The 15,662-nt window shown below is 64.2% G+C and carries 20 protein-coding genes and 1 pseudogene; 4 read left to right on the forward strand and 17 right to left on the reverse strand.

Going from position 1 to position 15,662, the window contains the following annotated elements; translation table 11 throughout:
• Positions 1-50 precede the first annotated feature (50 nt).
• The 14 genes and pseudogenes from secY to ACNAOU_RS24205 form a co-directional block, all read right to left on the reverse strand.
• Positions 51-1,355, reverse strand: coding sequence for a preprotein translocase subunit SecY (gene secY, locus ACNAOU_RS24140; RefSeq protein ID WP_422759001.1), 1,305 nt, complete (start codon positions 1,353-1,355; stop codon positions 51-53).
• 40 nt (positions 1,356-1,395) lie between these two features.
• Positions 1,396-1,644: a preprotein translocase subunit SecG gene (gene secG, locus ACNAOU_RS24145; RefSeq protein WP_422759002.1), complete on the reverse strand. Its 249-nt coding sequence runs from the start codon at positions 1,642-1,644 to the stop codon at positions 1,396-1,398.
• 97 nt (positions 1,645-1,741) lie between these two features.
• On the reverse strand, positions 1,742-2,350 hold the full coding sequence (locus ACNAOU_RS24150; RefSeq protein WP_422759003.1) for a DUF2637 domain-containing protein: 609 nt from the start codon (positions 2,348-2,350) through the stop codon (positions 1,742-1,744).
• Between the two features lie 67 nt (positions 2,351-2,417).
• A complete protein-coding gene (locus ACNAOU_RS24155) occupies positions 2,418-3,077 on the reverse strand; it encodes a hypothetical protein (RefSeq protein WP_422759004.1) in 660 nt (219 codons plus the stop codon).
• A gap of 66 nt (positions 3,078-3,143) precedes the next feature.
• Positions 3,144-4,094, reverse strand: a complete 951-nt coding sequence (locus ACNAOU_RS24160) for a hypothetical protein (RefSeq protein WP_422759005.1) — start codon at positions 4,092-4,094, stop codon at positions 3,144-3,146.
• A gap of 625 nt (positions 4,095-4,719) precedes the next feature.
• Positions 4,720-5,706 (reverse strand): hypothetical protein, encoded by a 987-nt coding sequence (locus tag ACNAOU_RS24165; protein ID WP_422759006.1) that lies wholly within the window; start codon positions 5,704-5,706, stop codon positions 4,720-4,722.
• Between the two features lie 258 nt (positions 5,707-5,964).
• Positions 5,965-7,458, reverse strand: a complete 1,494-nt coding sequence (locus ACNAOU_RS24170) for a hypothetical protein (protein ID WP_422759007.1) — start codon at positions 7,456-7,458, stop codon at positions 5,965-5,967.
• Positions 7,459-7,496: 38 nt separating this feature from the next.
• Positions 7,497-7,691 carry a hypothetical protein gene (locus ACNAOU_RS24175; RefSeq protein WP_422759008.1) on the reverse strand — a complete coding sequence of 65 codons (195 nt, stop codon included), beginning with the start codon at positions 7,689-7,691 and terminating at the stop codon, positions 7,497-7,499.
• 114 nt (positions 7,692-7,805) lie between these two features.
• The gene (locus tag ACNAOU_RS24180) at positions 7,806-8,105 is read right to left on the reverse strand and encodes a hypothetical protein (RefSeq protein WP_422759009.1); all 300 of its coding nucleotides are present in this window, start codon (positions 8,103-8,105) and stop codon (positions 7,806-7,808) included.
• 90 nt (positions 8,106-8,195) lie between these two features.
• The gene (locus ACNAOU_RS24185; protein WP_422759010.1) at positions 8,196-8,720 is read right to left on the reverse strand and encodes a dihydrofolate reductase; all 525 of its coding nucleotides are present in this window, start codon (positions 8,718-8,720) and stop codon (positions 8,196-8,198) included.
• A gap of 26 nt (positions 8,721-8,746) precedes the next feature.
• Positions 8,747-9,118 (reverse strand): hypothetical protein, encoded by a 372-nt coding sequence (locus tag ACNAOU_RS24190; protein ID WP_422759011.1) that lies wholly within the window; start codon positions 9,116-9,118, stop codon positions 8,747-8,749.
• 409 nt (positions 9,119-9,527) lie between these two features.
• The gene (locus tag ACNAOU_RS24195) at positions 9,528-10,229 is read right to left on the reverse strand and encodes a hypothetical protein (RefSeq protein WP_422759012.1); all 702 of its coding nucleotides are present in this window, start codon (positions 10,227-10,229) and stop codon (positions 9,528-9,530) included.
• A 160-nt stretch (positions 10,230-10,389) separates the two neighbouring features.
• A pseudogene (locus tag ACNAOU_RS24200) lies at positions 10,390-10,828 on the reverse strand (GatB/YqeY domain-containing protein).
• 36 nt (positions 10,829-10,864) lie between these two features.
• A complete protein-coding gene (locus ACNAOU_RS24205; RefSeq protein ID WP_422759013.1) occupies positions 10,865-11,194 on the reverse strand; it encodes a hypothetical protein in 330 nt (109 codons plus the stop codon).
• 149 nt (positions 11,195-11,343) lie between these two features.
• Here ACNAOU_RS24205 and ACNAOU_RS24210 point away from each other — a divergent pair, with 149 nt between their 5' ends.
• From ACNAOU_RS24210 to ACNAOU_RS24220, 3 genes are read left to right on the forward strand one after another with little or no spacing between them, the layout of a single operon-like run.
• Positions 11,344-11,775: a hypothetical protein gene (locus tag ACNAOU_RS24210; protein ID WP_422759014.1), complete on the forward strand. Its 432-nt coding sequence runs from the start codon at positions 11,344-11,346 to the stop codon at positions 11,773-11,775.
• Entirely contained in the window at positions 11,775-11,972 is a 198-nt protein-coding gene (locus ACNAOU_RS24215; protein ID WP_422759015.1) for a hypothetical protein, read from the forward strand. The genes ACNAOU_RS24210 and ACNAOU_RS24215 overlap by 1 nt, the downstream gene beginning before the upstream one ends.
• 29 nt (positions 11,973-12,001) lie before the next feature.
• A complete protein-coding gene (locus tag ACNAOU_RS24220; RefSeq protein WP_422759016.1) occupies positions 12,002-12,667 on the forward strand; it encodes a hypothetical protein in 666 nt (221 codons plus the stop codon).
• An 8-nt stretch (positions 12,668-12,675) separates the two neighbouring features.
• Here the strand turns inward: ACNAOU_RS24220 and ACNAOU_RS24225 are convergent, their stop codons facing one another.
• The 3 genes from ACNAOU_RS24225 to ACNAOU_RS24235 form a co-directional block, all read right to left on the reverse strand.
• A complete protein-coding gene (locus ACNAOU_RS24225; protein WP_422759017.1) occupies positions 12,676-13,506 on the reverse strand; it encodes a thymidylate synthase in 831 nt (276 codons plus the stop codon).
• 325 nt (positions 13,507-13,831) lie between these two features.
• Positions 13,832-14,395, reverse strand: a complete 564-nt coding sequence (locus tag ACNAOU_RS24230) for a nuclease-related domain-containing protein (RefSeq protein ID WP_422759018.1) — start codon at positions 14,393-14,395, stop codon at positions 13,832-13,834.
• Positions 14,396-14,522: 127 nt separating this feature from the next.
• Positions 14,523-14,912: a hypothetical protein gene (locus ACNAOU_RS24235; protein ID WP_422759019.1), complete on the reverse strand. Its 390-nt coding sequence runs from the start codon at positions 14,910-14,912 to the stop codon at positions 14,523-14,525.
• Positions 14,913-15,087: 175 nt separating this feature from the next.
• Between ACNAOU_RS24235 and ACNAOU_RS24240 the strand changes: the two genes are divergently transcribed.
• Complete coding sequence (locus ACNAOU_RS24240) at positions 15,088-15,660, forward strand: hypothetical protein (protein ID WP_422759020.1); 573 nt, start codon at positions 15,088-15,090, stop codon at positions 15,658-15,660.
• Positions 15,661-15,662: the final 2 nt, after the last annotated feature.

Raw genomic sequence — 15,662 nt, forward strand, 5'->3', positions numbered from 1 at the left:
ATATGCCAAAGGCCCGGCAGGTCGGAGCTGCCGGGCCTTCGTGCGTGGTCCTAGCGCATCAGGCCCGGGTAGGAGCGCTGCTCCATCTGAGAGCTGATCTGCTTGACGGTTTCGAGTCCAACCCCGACCATGATCAGGATCGCGGAGCCGCCGAACGGGAAGTTCTGGTTCGCGTTCAGGAGGACCAGGGCGATCAACGGAATCAAGGCGATGACGCCGATGTAGAGTGCGCCGGCGGTGGTGATGCGGTCGGACACGTACTTGAGCAGGCGTTCGGTCGGCTTGCCGGGGCGGAAGCCCGGAACGAAGCCGCCGTACTTCTTCATGTTGGAAGCGATCTCCTTGGGCTCGAACGTGATCGAGACGTAGAAGAACGAGAAACCGATGATGAACAGGGTGTAGATCACCATGTAGACCGGGTGGTCGCCCTTGGTGAGGTTCGCGGTGATCCACTGTGCCCATTCGGGTCCGGCGCCGGACTGGTGACCGGTGGCGAACTGGGCGATCATGCTCGGCAGCGACAGCAGCGTGGAAGCGAAGATGACGGGGACGACGCCGGCCATGTTCACCTTGATGGGCAGGAAGGTGGTGTTGCCGCCGAGAGTCTTGCGGCCGACGACCCGCTTGGCGTAGACGACGGGAATACGGCGCTGGGACTGTTCGACGAGGACGACCAGGGTGATGGTGACCAGGCCAACGGCCAGGACGGCGGCGAACACGCCCCACCCCTGGGTCCGGCCGATGGCGCCGAGTGCGGTCGGGAAACCGGCGGCGACGGAGGTGAAGATCAGCAGGGACATGCCGTTGCCGATGCCTCGTTCGGTGATCTTTTCGCCCATCCACATGACCAGCAGGGATCCGGCCACCAGGGAGATGATCATAATGGCGGCCGTGATGGCGCTCTGGTCGGTGACGATCGGCAGGACGCAGTTGCCCAGCAGGTTCCCGGTGCGGGCCATAGTGACAACGGTCGTGGCGTTCAGAACCGACATGCCGACGGCGAGGTAGCGGGTGTACTGGGTGACGGTCGCCTGGTCGCCGTTGGCGTGCAGCTCCTGCAGCCGGGGAACGATGACTTTGAGCAGCTGCATCATGATGGAGGCGGTGATGTACGGCATCACGCCCAGGGCCAGGACGGAGACGGAGAGAAGCGCGCCGCCGGAGAACATGTTGACCATGTCGTAGATGCCGCCGGTGCTGCCGCGCTGGGACAGGCACATCTGCACGTTGGAGGCGTTCACGCCCGGCGCGGGGATGAAGGAGCCGAGCCGGAAGACGGTCAGGACGCCCAGGGTGATGAGCAGCTTGCTGCGCAGGTCAGGGGTCCTGAACGCGCGGGTAATTGAGTCCAGCAAAAGCCGGCCCTCCTTGAGGTAATGCCCGAGGGCTGGTTGGTTACTGGCCGGTGAACCGGGTGATGATGCCCAGGCCCATAATGGCCACGGCCCAGATGATCGCTGCCGCGATGGTGAAGCGGGTGAGGTTTCGTTCGGCCACGCCGGTCGAGTTCAGGCTGTTGGTCATGCCGCCGCCGAACATGCCGGAGACGCCGCCGCCGGATGCTTTGTGCAGCAGGATGAAGGCGCCCATGATGATGCTCAGTGCAACGACGAGCACCTGGAGGGCGATAATCAGAATGGTCATGGTGGTTCCTTAGGTGAGGCGGGCCGCGGGTGGAAAAGCTCAGAGGCCCGGGTATCCCTATGCGCGCCGGGACATGACGGGCGTCCGGCAAGACAGGTCAGGCGTTAGCTGGTACGAGATCCCTTGCGTCAGAGGGGACCTCGGTGAACACGCTGGTGAACTCCGGTGCGGTCGCGGGCGCCTCGGCGGTGGATGGCTGGGTCTTGCGTCCGGTACGTGCCGGGGCAGGTGCTTTGGCAGCCTTCTTCTTGGGTGCCGGTGTTGGGGCGGCTTTCTGGACCAGCAGCACGGTCAGGTGCGTGATGGCCAGCAGCACGACCGGAGGCATTGCGGCCATGATGGCCGAGACGACCGGTGGGACGCCGCCGTTGACCTGGTTGACCGAGACGATGGCGTGGACGGCGTTGGCGGCGGTGGACACCACGGCGCCGAGGCCAAGGAGTGCCCACGGGTAGGCGAGGGTTTTACGGTCGTGGCCGGCGAGGGCGACGATCGCGACTGTGGCGGCAGCGATGAGCCCGTCGACGATGATGGGCCAGATCCAGGCCAGGTTCGCATCGATTCCGGAGCGTGCTGCCAGGTCGGTCAGCGAGGCGAAGGACAGCACGAAGGCGCCGACGGCGATCAGGACGGTTGAGCCGATACCGACGGCGATGATGGGCCGGGACAGGGGTGCGGCAGGCTTGCGGGCAGCAGGAAGCGTCATGAGGGAGTCCCTTCAGGAGTGGTTGTAGCGCGGTGTCAGCGGAGCAGGTGGTCAGGCCGTGGGCCGCTTAGACTTCCAGGCCGTCCTGCTCCCGTGCGATGTCGGCGGCGGTGCCCAGGACGAGGCGGACCGTGGCGGCCAGGGTTTCCGGCTTCAGCTCGGGGTGGGATTCATGGATACGCTCGGTGATAGTCCGCACGTCGCAGGAGAGCCGCTGGATGCAGTTGGCTTCGTCGGCCTGAGTAGCCAGGATGAGTGCGTTCTCGGCTGCGGTGTTGCCGATGATGCCACCGTTGCCGTCAGGGGCCAGGCCGGCGGCGTCGATCCGCTGCCCCTGCTGGCGGGCTCCGGCCGTCCCGCGGCCGGCCGCAGTGAGTGCTTCCTCGGTGACCTTGGCCATTGCCCGGTCGACGCAGCCGACGTGGGTTTCGGCGTTGAAGGATTTCTCGTACAGGTGGGCCCGGGCGGGGACCTGGTGGAGGTAGTCGTAGAGCTCCTGGGAGTGCTCGAAGCCGAACTTGTCGACCAGCACGTCGTAGGCGTCCAGGACAGCGTGCTTGGCCCCGTGTGAGAGCCGGCGCATCACGCCGTTGACGCTTTCCGCGGAAGCCATGATCCGGTAGTCGTCGGACTCCCGGCGGTCCTGCTTGGCTCTCTGGCCGAGCTGGGTGAGGACGGCGGTCAGGTCCCGTTCGGTGACGAGGGGTTCGGGGGTTGTTTCAGGCATGGGCGTCATGTGTGCGGCGCCGTCTGCCCTGCTCCCCGGCCAAAGAGCGCTTGGCCAATCTGTTTCTCAGGCGGCGATGCCCAGTGGTCTCCCGGACCTGCGGCGTGAGACGGCTGTGAGGACCTCGTTGTCGCAAATGCTCTTGCTCGCCTCATCGAACGCCAGCCGGTAGGCGCCGGTGTAGGCGCGGGCAATGCGTTCCGGGAAGGTGCCGGCGCGCAGCTGCGGTTCGGGTTCGAGCAGGAGTTGCAGCCTCGCAGGTGTCGGCCGCCTGGAAGCTTTGACTCCCGTGGCTGCGGCCGTGTCCCAAGGGGCGCCGAGCGCTTTTACCGTGGCCCGGCCGTCGGGTTCGATGTCGAAGGCAGCATAGCTGAGCGCCGCCAGGTTGGGCCCTGCCGGGGTGATGAGTGTGTGGACCGGCATTAGTCCGTGCTTCAAGGCTTTGAAGGGTCCGCCGAGCAGCAGCCGGTCGCTGGGCGTGTACGGGGCTTCGCGCAGCGGGATGCGCATGGGCCCGGCGATGGAGGCCAGGACTTTGGCCAAGCTCGCGGTGTCCATGAACGGGGCGCCCTTGACTTCGAGCCAGAGCTGGTGGTCCGGGAGGTAGAAGTCGGGCAGGTAGTACAGATCGTCGCCGACCTGGTAGAAGGACGGCTCGTAGTCCCAGTTCACGTCCAGCAGGTCCAGGAAAACAGCCCAGCGCGCTTCGAGTCTTGAGCGGAAGATCCGGCCCGAGTACGCGACCTCCATCGCCTTGGGTTTGGGCGCCCGGGAGGTGCCGGCGCGGAGAGGTGCCTTTCGCGGGCGGCTTGTCTTGGCCGTGCCTCGGGTACTTGCGGCCTTCGGAGCAGAGGCCCGCTTGGCGGCTGGCTTCTTCGTTGCCGCTTTCCGGGCGGCGCCGGGCGCCGCAGCCTTCTTTCGAGGAGAAGGCACTGTTGTCCCGGCCTTGGCGGGACTCTTCCCGGGCGCGGCCTTCGGCTTCCTGGGTGCAGTCTTGGCTGCGGTGCGGTTCGGCATGTTTCCTCCTGCCCTGAAACATGCGCAGATAAACACATGCAAGGCAGTTGGGGTAATTCGGATACCCTGCCGCCGGAAACCCACCAACCGGCCGAAAGCCGACCGGATGGTCGAGCGGATAAATCCCCGGAATGGCGGGGAATATAGGGCCCCTTACTACTACTACTCTACTTAAACGACTTAAAAGAGAGATATGTATATAGGGCCGCCCTATTCTCTCTCCCAAGGGACCTGTGGGCACCTTAGTAAGAGAGCACTTTTCATTCCTTAGATGTCCTATCCGTACCGCCGAGTTGGTCGAGTGAGGGGCCGGCGTTTCCCAAAATCCCCGCCGTCATTGGGATGCAGGGGTGAAATCCGGCCCTACCGGGGGTGGATTCATTGCCGTTCCGCTGGGTCATCCCGGTGGAGCGGGGGCAACGGTGAGAGACTGGGTGTTTTGTCTCATGTGATAACCTGAGGAACGATACCGGCCTCCAGAGACGAGGGTTATCACATGGCTCCCGAATGGGGGCCATTTTTGTTTCAGGGACCCTTTGACTGCAATATTGGCGACAGTCAAAGGAAAGAGCCCCGCCGGTGTTGTTTTCTGATTCGGCAGGGCTCTTATTGGTGTTGAACGGGGTCAGGCTGACCATGACGCGGTGGGCGCGCCGTCCTTGTACGCAGGTTTGTAGACTCCGGCGACTGCGTCCCAGCCGTAGCCGCCGGAGTTGCTGTCCAGGTACGCGCGTCCGGTCCTTGGGGCTTCGTCCTCGTCGTAGCCGACGCGGATGAGGGTTCGCTTCAGGGGTGCCGGGATGACGACCTCGTGGCCGGATCCGTTCGTCCGGTCGATGAGCAGCACGTGTGGTGTGGCGAATTCCAGGACCTTGGATCCTTCGGTTTCGGGGGATTCCGTCCGCGGTGCGGGGACCGCGTCCTCCAGGCCGCCGTACCAGATCACGTCAAGGTCGACGGCTCCGTGCCAGTTGTACGGGCCCTCGTTGATCAGCTCTTCAATGGCTTCACGGACCCCCGGTGCATCGACGTTCATCCCGGCGTCTTTCAGCAGCGCTGCCACGGCGTCGTGTCGGGCTGTGAAGCCGCCATCGTCCATGCGATGACCGGAAGCCCAGCGAGGCTCCGAAAGGCGCCCTGCGGGCTGTCCCAGGGAGGTGCGCATGAGCTGGTCAGGAGTGTTGCGGAGCAGATCTTTGACCGGGTCCGAGTCGTCCCTCTCCTCGACTGTGTAGCGGGCCGCGTCCTGCTCATCAGGGTCCAGGTCGTCCCAGTCCCTGTCGAAGGTTCCGGCCGCGGCGGCCTCGTCGATCTCGGCCCTGGCGATGGTGAGTGCTTCCTCGTGCGCGTTGTCCGAAAACCGTTCATCGACATCGTTTTCAGCGTCCATCCACTGGCCGGAGAGGATCATGCCCATCTGCTTTTCCGTGAGGCGGTCGTCGTAGGAGACGTAGCGGAGGCTGACCGGTGCCTGGTTGGCTGCAATGATCCCGGCTGCGGTCGGTTCCATCTTGGTGCCGGACAGTGTGACGTCGGGTTCTGCGTGGGTGGTGGCGGCGAACTGGCCGCCTGCCGGAATGCCTTGGGGCTGGCGGGCCGTGTTTTCGTTCATGCCCTGGGTGTGTGCGGCAAGCGTCTGCACTGCTCACGCAAAGGCCCCGCAAGGAAATACGGACGCTCCTGCAGGGCCCGCGTATCCGGACGAGCGTCAGTCTAATGCGGGGCGCCAGGTTCGAGCCAGAGCCCGGAATCGGGGCATGAAAGAGCCCCGCTGTATGGGGGTTCAGCGGGGCTCTTCTGGTTTCCAGTCTAGTACTGAGAGACGACATTCGATTAGCCGGTGGCTTGTGAGATCAGTCTCCGGAGTGGGCTACTTTTGCGCGAGCCGCTTCAGCACTTCGGCCGTGACAGCGGATTGAAGCTTGGCGAGATCCTCGTTGCTCAGCGCCCCGATGTCACCGGGCGCCGCGGGAGATGCGGACCCGTTTCCGGCCGCACTTGCCTCCGGGGCTGAAGCGCCGACCGTCTTGCCGTCCTTGTCGATGCAGCGGATCTTCTCACCGTCCGCGTTGGCCAGGCAGGAGGAGCCGTCAGCCTTGACCAGGACCCGGTAGACGACGTTCTGGTTCAGGCCGATCGATGCCGCCCATTCGTCGTGGGAGACCGGGATAACCTCCTGGACGGAAAGGCCTGTGGCCCAGCCGTTGAGGGAGGAGTAGTCGGCTTTGATCTTGTCCGCGGTGGCGGAGTTGGACTGCCGCGGGGCTTGCAGATGGTACAGGGTCACCTTCGGGGACTCGCCGTCCTTGACGTGGCCGGATTCGAGCAGGGCGATGTCTTCGATGGACCGGGATGATGCCCGTGAGGTGAACGGGGAGGCGTACACGGAGCCGGGCGCGTCCTTGTAGGCCAGGGAGAAGGCGCTGTGGTTGTCCTTGTTGGGGTCGTTGGCGTCTTTCACCTCATCGGTGAGGCCGGACTGGCCCTGGACCATGGACCACCAGTCGCCGTTGTGGGTGGCGAGTGAGTCGTTGACGCGCTGGACGTAGGAGAGAGCGATCACCGGGCCGGGCAGCTCTCCTGCCTTGACTTCGCTGCGGATCTCGACGTTTCCGGTGTGGCCGTCATAGATGGCAACCCCTGCCGGGACGTGGACCGGGTTGATCCAGCCATTGAGCCTGGTGACCGGCACGACCACTTTCGGAGTGTCGCCATCGCAGTAGCCCCAGGCGTCGTCCTTCTTGGCGATCAGCATCGAATCCTTGGTGGCGATGGCACGGGTCAGGGAGTTGTCGAAGTAGCCGTCCATCCGCTGGTGCGCGTTCTTCTCGTCAAACAGGCACGGCTTGCCCGAGGCCTGGCCGGTCAGCGCGATGGTCTGGTTGATGATGGCGGCGTAACCGGGATTGAAGTTGCCTTTCCTGTCCACCAGGGTCGAGTAGTGGTTTGAATCTGCAAGGTAATCGGTGCCGCCGATCTGGCCGTTGATGCCGGAAAGGTTGGAACTGGCCTGCCGCTCCGCGACCAAAAACGGTGCCCGCTCCTTCAAGGTGGGCATGGTGTCGTTTGTTTCCTGGATCGTTGAGGCGTAGGCAAGGTCGGTGTTGTACGAGCGGGCCTCGCTGTAGAGGATCAGGCCACCCACGCCAAGGATGCCAATGACCAAAGCGGCCGGAACCTTGTCGACGGCAAGGAAGAACACGACGACGGCGCCGAGGACGACGATGATCAACAGCGGGAAGCCCCAGATGATGACCCAGTCGTTGATGAACCGGGCTCGGGTCAGTGGGTCGAAGAGAAACAGCGAGAGGATGCCGAGGACGATGAAGGCGCCCAGGATGCCGGCTTTGGTTGAGTTATTCATGCGCCTCATGTGTGCGGAGACCCGAGACGCTGTCACCGTCAGACGCTGCTGAGGGCCGGCCCCTTCGACGGGTGTGGTGCGGCAACTGCGGCGCTGCAGGCCGGGCAGGGGCCGTCGGGGACGCAGGCGAGGGGTTTGTTGCCGCGGAGGGCCAACAGGAGGAAGCGCAGAAGACGGTAGCCATCGAGGGTTTTGTGAAGGGGAAGGGCGTTCCCGGCACCGTTGATAAGCACGAGGAAGGCTGCAGCCCCAAGTGCGTTGTCCCAGCTTCCGCCGCCGGCGGCCAACAGTGCAGACCCGAAGAGCAGGTCAGAGGCGGGGCCCGCTGCGATGCCGAGGACCCGTCTTCAGGGGGTTGTGTCGCCGCTGGTGACGGCACCGCCGGCAAAACCAAATTCCAGCCGTTCCACCCGACGTCCGGTGACGCGGGCCACAACCGCGTGGCCGGTTTCATGGAGGATCAGTCCGGCCACGACCAGGGCGCCGGCCAGGACTGCTTCCTGCCAGCCCAGCTCCAGCACGCCGGTGCGCTTGGACCGCTGAGAGGCGATCAGCATGCCGCCGCCAAGCGACATCGCCGCGAACAAGGCAAGGACACCGGGTTTGAGGACGACCGCCCAGGGGCGGCGAAGGAGCGTAAAAGCCATGGGCCTTATGTGTCCGGCATTGGCAGGACCTCTCCCCCGCCCTTGCTTCAGAGGGTCTGAAACGGCTCCTGCTGAGGTCCGTCGTGTCTGTTACAGCAGAATCAGGCCGGCCTCGCGGGAGCGCACCCAGATTTCGATCCGGTACCTCGTGCCGTTCTTCGCCACCGACCATCCGCTGGCAGGCTCGGAGGTCGCAAGGTCCCAGCCAAATCCGAGTTCGGGAGCGAAAGTATCCCCGTCGACATCGGTATCGATGCGGGTGATGACTGCTGTGTCGGCCAGCTGCGCGGCAAGAGCATTGCGGTACACCGTTCCGCCACCGATGATCCAGATTGGTCCCGATCCTGGTTGGCCAAGGGCGGCGACAACGGCGTAATGGACGGAGCCGGCGCGAATGGCACCCTCGGCGCTCCACGACGGGTCACCGGTGACGACGATGTTGGTACGGTCCGGCAGCGGCCGGAATCTCTCGGGGAGGGAGTCCCATGTGCGCCGGCCCATGATGACGGGGTGGCCTTCGGTGGTGCGGCGGAAGTGCTCGAAGTCCTCGGGAAGATGCCACAGCATGGTGCCGTCACGCCCGATCACTCCGTTGGCTGCCTGTGCCCAGATCATGCCAATCCTGGCCTCAGGTCGGTGCATCACCGGACCGGGCCGCCGTCCAGGTCGATGTCGGTCAGTCCTTCTTTCTCGAAGATGGCCTGGCGGGTCTCGTCGGTGAACCCCGTCATCGCCTGGGCGTCACAAACCCCATCCCGGTAGCCCTTCAGCTCAGCCGCCTCAATGACGGCAGCGAAGACCTCCTCGATGGCCGCGGCAGCTTTGGTCATGCGGAGCTGCCGGACGGCGTCGCGGCCGTCCATGAATCCTCCGTTGTCGCGGTAGGCGGCAGCCTCGTCGGCCGGCCAGTCCTGGATCACCAGGCCGCGGTCGCGGAGGAGCTCGGTCAGGGGCTCAACGAGCTCGGGACGGGGAGGGGCCGGCGGCGTGGTCTTCTTGGGCATGCCTGTCATGTGTGCGGCATCGCCTATAGCGGTTCTCGCGGAGACTCTTACGGCCCTTTCCGCACACATTATGGACATGAGCGCAAACACTAAATTGAACCCCGAAGACTTCGTCATCACGACCGGCGAGGAGCCGGCTGACTGGCCTGAAACCATTCGCCACGGGCTCCTTTGTAAAGGTCGTCACCCACAGCGAGGGCCTCTGGACGAAGGTTATCGAGGATGACGGTGAGACCATCACCGCGACGATGGCCAACAACCCTTTCGGGGACTTCGCCGCTTTCGGAGACCGCGTCGCGTACAAGCGCGAGAACGTCCGCGACATCTTGCCGCCGACCCACGGCTAAGTCTCACGACATCCCGATCACAGCCCGTCGCCGGAGCCGGGCGCGGCCTCTGATTCTAGGAAGTAGTTCTTCTACGAGTACCCGATGACCGATGAGTGGCGCCCGTTGCCCTCGATATAGTCAGCAAAGGCACTTGATAGCCTGCCGCTTTCCTCGTTATCCACGCCTCTCCAAATCAAATGCCAGCCGTCACCGGCCAGTTTGAATTTTGTCTCCCAGAGCGTAGCGAAAGTTCCTTCGTCCCACGCTGGCTTACACTTCAGTTCAGCCCACGAAACGAACTCAAACACGAATTCAGGACTCACAAAAAGGTAGTCATTCGTGACCTCTCGGCCCAGGCCGGCAGCGGAAAGAGCGTCCGCGGCCGCAGCACGGACCTTTTCCTTGTTACTGCTTCCGCTATGCCAATCATTCTGCCAACCTTCGATCTTTCCCACACCCCACGGGGAAATACGCCGCTTCGCAATCCGACCGTCATCGAATAGAAGGAGGCTGCGGAAGACCCAACACCTTGCGACTTCCGTGGCGACGAAGGTGTTGTACGCGGCCTTGTACCGTCCGAACAAACCTGTCTTCGCCGGGAAGTGCTCCCGCTTCATGGCAACTACTACGTGAGGTTCCACGCCGTACTTGGCCAAGGCACTTCGGAAGTCATCAAATTCGCTGCGGAGCATCGGCGCAACACGGGCAGCCAGATCGTCCAACGCCGACGCTTTCTCCGCCGCTTCGCGTTCCTGGTCCCGTCGGCGCTGGAACTCCTCTTCAATCCGCATGCAGAAATCGTAAGTGAACGTGGAGCCGATGACCCGGTGCGGTCCATCCACACACCGGATGGATCTTTGGTGGCAAGCAGAAGAGGCCCCGCACTTCGCGAAGCCTCTTCTCTATCTGATGCTGGCAGGCGCTTTAGGAGGCCAAACGTCCGCGGACGATCTAACTAACGGTCTTGCCGTCGAACCGGCCGGCGACTTTGGCGGTGACCGGCTTCATCACGGCGCCGATGGAACGCATGGTCAGTTCCTGGCCCTCGGCCTTCAGCGCGGCGATGGCCTCGTCGACGATCGTGTCGACCTCGTCACGGGTCAGGGCCTTGGGAAGGTACGCTTCGATGATCTCCGCCTCGGTAACCTCGGCGGCGGCTCGATCGGCCCCACCGGCTTCGGTGTAGATCCGGGCGGTGTCGCGGCGCTTGGCAGCCTCCTTCTGCAGCAGGCTCGTTACCTGGGCGTCGTCGAGCTCCACCGGGGGTCTTGCCGGACTTCTCCCGCGTGCTGATCTCGCCCAGGACGTTCCGGACGGTCGTCAGGGCGGTCTTGTTGCCGGCCTTCATGTGGGCGACAACATCTTCTTTCAGGCGCTCCTTGAGCGTCATGGTGTTCCTCTTTCCATCGGTGGTTTGGTGTTGGGTCTACTGGCTGGTTTCTCCCAGCAGTGTTCGGATGGCTGTAACGATCGAGGTGCCTTCCATCCAGGCCTGTGCGGCGGCGGTGCCCTGCGGCAGTGGGGGTTCCGGCCGTTCCGGGTCCCATCCCTTGAGCTCCGCAAGGAACATCTGGTTTTCGTGCCGCTGGATTTCCATCTCGTACAGCCGCACAGCTCCGTCCCGCAGGTAGCCCAGGACATTTTGCAGATAGCCCTGGGTCATGTCGGTCAGGGCGTGCTGGTTCCCGTGGCGGTCCACGCAGTGGTCGGACTGCATCAGCGTGTCGAGGCGGATCACCCCCGCGTTCTCATTCATGGAGGACATGTGTGCGGCATGGGCGCCGTGCTTCACCGTTGCCGCTGCCGCACACATGAAGAATGGCCGTAGAAGAAACGGCAGAACCCGATGTCCCGAGAGAAACGAGCCTCAAGCAGTGGTTTACGACCCCGACCAGGAGCGGCGCAATGACGCCGTCTACGCCGAACACAAGAAGGCCGTGGCCGGCGGGGGAGAAGCGCGTCCTGCGCAAGACCAGCACCGGCGAGCTGCACAGCTACCCTGCGGACGAGATCGGGTTTACGCCCGGCCGCGGGCACGCCCAGGTCAGCACCTGGTGGGGCATGGGTGTCCTTACACTCGTCATGGTTCTCCTCCTTGCCGCCGGTGTGTGGCTGTTCCAGCGGCCCCTCTGGGAGGGCGATACTCCGGACTGGGGTGCTCTGTGGCTGATCGGATTCGTCAGCCTCATGTCGCTCTATACGTTCAAACTCGCCCGCGACGAGTACAAGGCCACACAACTGCGCAAACTCCGGGGCTCACCGAAACCGAGCAGCAGCGGCAGTGTCGACATAAACCTTCTGGAGCTCGGGCAGGACCGGACAGAGGGGCAGCCCTAATGGAGTATCTGGTCGCCCTCGTCTGCTTCGTCGTGGTCATGGTGGCGCTGCGCGTTTGGCACGCCCGCCGGGACCGCAAACGCCGCCTTTCCCGGCCGCCGCGGCACCTGGGCGAGCCGCGGTCCCAACGGGGCCGCGTCTACAAGAACCCGCCGTCCACGAACCACAACGCGGACCCGTACAGCGGCTGGCCGTAAGCGTCCTCCGGTTCGATAGGCTCGACGGCATGACGGGATTGATAAGCCCTGCCGATTCCCCCGCCGGGCAGGCCGCAGCGGCCGCCAGGAAGGCATTCAAGCAGGAGGACTACATCAGCGCCCTCGCCGGTATGAGCGACGGCGAACTGCGGGAGCGCATACGGGAAACCGTGGTCATGGAAGAGCGGGCCCTGCAGGAGTGGCTGGACGCCGGGGACTGCTACATCGTCTCGCTGGCCGGGAACGTCCACCTGCCCACGTGTGACAGCATGAAGCGGTTCGTGGACCGCCAGGCCGCATGGGGCCTGAACCTGCGCTTCCCCCAGCGGCTCCAGGGAGACTCACCCGACGAGGACCCCATCCCCGCCTGGCCGATCCTGCGGACCAGAGCCCAGATCGAAGCAATGCCACGACGGACGGCGTGCCCACTGTGCAACCCGGAACTCGCCCACCTGGGCAAAGCGCGACGGGCCATCACCTGGACGTATTTGCCGGCGCGCAGCCTGAAGTCCAAGCACTTCGGCACAGAGTTCCGCCTGCCCGAGGGAACTCTCCTCGGTGCCCTCACCAAGATCACCACCGTGGAGACGATCGACGGCCTCGACTTCCGGGCCGACTTCGAGCACGCAGAAGCCCCCGTCACCGATCCGGACACCGAGTTGATGTATCAGACCGGTACGAGGGCCCTGGCTTAGCCAGCCGCTTAGACGGCGACGGGTGCTTTGATTCCGGGGTGCGGGTCGTAGCCGATGATCTCGAAGTCCTCGAAGGTGTAGTCAAAGATCGAGTCGGGGACCCGGTTGAACTTCAACTCCGGGTAGGAGCGCACCTCGTCCAGCCGTCCGAGCTGCTTTGCGACCTGGTCGGTGTGGTTGTCGTAGATGTGCACATCGCCGCCGGTCCAGATGAACTCTCCGACGTCGAGTCCGGTCTGCTGCGCGACCATGTGGGTCAGCAGCGCGTAGGACGCGATGTTGAACGGGACGCCCAGGAACATGTCCGCGGAGCGCTGGTAGAGCTGGCAGGAGAGCTTGCCGGGGGCGCCGTCGACACCGGGCGCGACGTAGAACTGGAAGAAGGCGTGGCAGGGCGGCAGGGCCATGTTGTCGACTTCAGCTGGGTTCCAGGCGGTGACGATGTGGCGGCGGCCGTTGGGGTTCTTCTTGATGGACTCGATGACCTTGGTGATCTGGTCGATCTGGCCGCCGTCCGGGGTGGGCCAGGACCGCCACTGGGAGCCGTAGACGGGGCCGAGATCGCCGTTCTCATCGGCCCATTCATTCCAGATGGTGACGCCGCGGTCCTGCAGCCACTTCACGTTCGTTTCGCCGCGGAGGAACCAGAGCAGTTCGTAGGCGACGGAGGGCCAGTGGACACGCTTGGTCCAGATCAGTGGGAAGCCTTTGGACAGGTCGAAGCGTATCTGGCGGCCGAAGACGCTGGACGTTCCTGTACCGGTCCGGTCACCTTTGGCGACGCCAACGGCGGCGACTTCGGCGAGGAGGTCTTCGTAAGGGGTTTCAATCGCGGGCATGCAGGGGCCTTTCAAGTGGTCTGTGGTTGTCCCTATGCGGCCCGCCGGCCGACGGCGGAGCTACAACATCGAGTGCAGGAGGCCAGCCAACACCGGCACTTCGATGGCGTGGGCTGAGTCCCCCCGGCGAGGAACGTGTGTACCGCCACGGGAAGCTCTGCGGCGGTGACGAGGTACACAGCGGACTGGCCCAGGGGCGCAAGCATGCCTGCGCGCTCGATGGATGGCTTGTTCAGCTTTCCGGACGGAGAGTGCACCGCAGCCCACCCTTCAACCTGGCAGTGCGGGTAAGTGGCCCGCATCGCGCTGACCGCGGAGCCAAGCTTCAGTGCCGTGAGTTCTTTACCGTTGCGGAACAGGCGCTTGTTGTCCCACCAGTAATTCCCGCGGCCCACATCTTGGAGTCAATGAGGGCGATCCTGTTGCCGGCAATGACGGCGTGGTCGATGTTGGCGTGTTCGGTTCCGGGCCAGCGTAGACCATTGATGAGCCGGGCAGCTGGCAGCCCCGGCAGGACGGACCCGGAGATAAGCCGGGCCGTACGCTGTTCTCCTTCGATGCCGATTCTCGCGTTCTCACCGAATCGGGCCACTGACAGGTCTCGTCCCGGAGTTCCGATGACAGGGGCTGTGAGGTACTCCTCGGCCAGGATGGATCCAGCCAGGACCGGCGCAGGCGGTGTCTGCTTGCGCCGGGAGAACCACCAGGGCGTCATAGCGATCAGTCCCCAGAAGCCGGCGGTGAGGACGATGCCGGCGACTCCGGTCAACACCATGGTGGCCTGTGACCCGCTGTCCCGGTACATGAAGGCCGCCATGACAGTCGAGATGACGGGGAGGATGCAGGCAACAGCGCCAATGATGAGCAGATGTCCGGCGCTCCGTGGCACCAGGCGGCCACAGCTGGCCGGTATCCTTCCCGGGAGCCCTGGCCGGCCAACTCCCTCGGTCCGGGCTGTCTCAGGCGGCCTGGTACGGTCTTCATGTCTACGGCGTCCGCGGTCCTGCTCTACACGCTCAGTAGCCGAGGGCTCCCAGGTACTCCTCCAGCGTCTTGCAGCGCACCCCGGTGCGGGAGTCGTCCATGGTGAAGACCGCAAGGGCTTCGGGTCGTCCTGCGTCCTGGGCCGCGTCGAAAAGGTGGGCCGCACCGTCCAGGGTCGGACCAACGAACCGGGCCCTGGGGACGCCGTATTCGTCAGTGATGAGGTGGAAGAGCTCCCGCGCGTATTCGCGGGTCATGAGCTCATTGTTGTAGCACCTGACGGTGACCGACATCTTTTTGTTGAAGCCCTCGCGCGTGATGAGTTTCTCCAGGACCGCCATATGGTCGCGGGCTTCCTCGGCGGTTGCGACCGTCGCCGGCAGCGGTTCAAGGACGACGTTTCCTGTTCTGTCTCGGCTCACAATCGGGCCTCTCTTATTTGGGCGGCACACGGATGGTGGGTGTGGGTTGGCCGCTGGTACATCTATGCGCCGCGGCCGGTGACGGCCCTTTCATGCGGTCCTGCACCGGCCGGCCAGCACTTCGTATCCGCGGGGATAGGATGCATCCGGGGACTAGCCCAACGACGAAAGAAGGATGATGCCGGAAGTGCCTGGCGCCTCAGATGAATCAGTCCGCGATGACGCGACGCCATTTCAGCAGGACATCGAAAGATGGGCTCAGGCGGCGGTGCCGGTGCTGCAGGAAGTGGCGGGCACGTATGGGAACTTCATCACGTACAAAGACCTCGCCAACAGGGTTTTCAAGGAGACGGAGACCAGCACTCGGATGCTGATCCCGAACTTCAGCTCACGGCTCCTCAACCGGGTGATCCAGATTTGTCTGGAGCAGGAGCTGCCGGCACTGTCGTCTCTGGTCGTCAACGCATCGGACGGTACGGTCGGACCCGGGTTCGATGCCGTACTCCGGGCGTCTGGGCGCGATGTGCCGGGGACGGTCTTGGAACGCGAACGGATCGCCGCGGCCGAACGCTTGGAATGCTACAGGCGGTGCGGTGCCGAGGTGCCGGCCGATGCCGAGCCGCGGTTGACGCCCGTGTTCGAAGCGAGGGTGAACCCGCCGAAGAAGGCTGAACCTAAGCCGAAACCCGTCTGCGCCGTGCATGGGATCCAGCTTCCGGCCACGGGCATCTGCGACGACTGCGCCTAGCC

It is taken from the genome of Paenarthrobacter sp. C1 (assembly GCF_049315185.1).
In the GTDB taxonomy this organism is placed as follows: Bacteria; Actinomycetota; Actinomycetes; order Actinomycetales; family Micrococcaceae; genus Arthrobacter; species Arthrobacter nicotinovorans.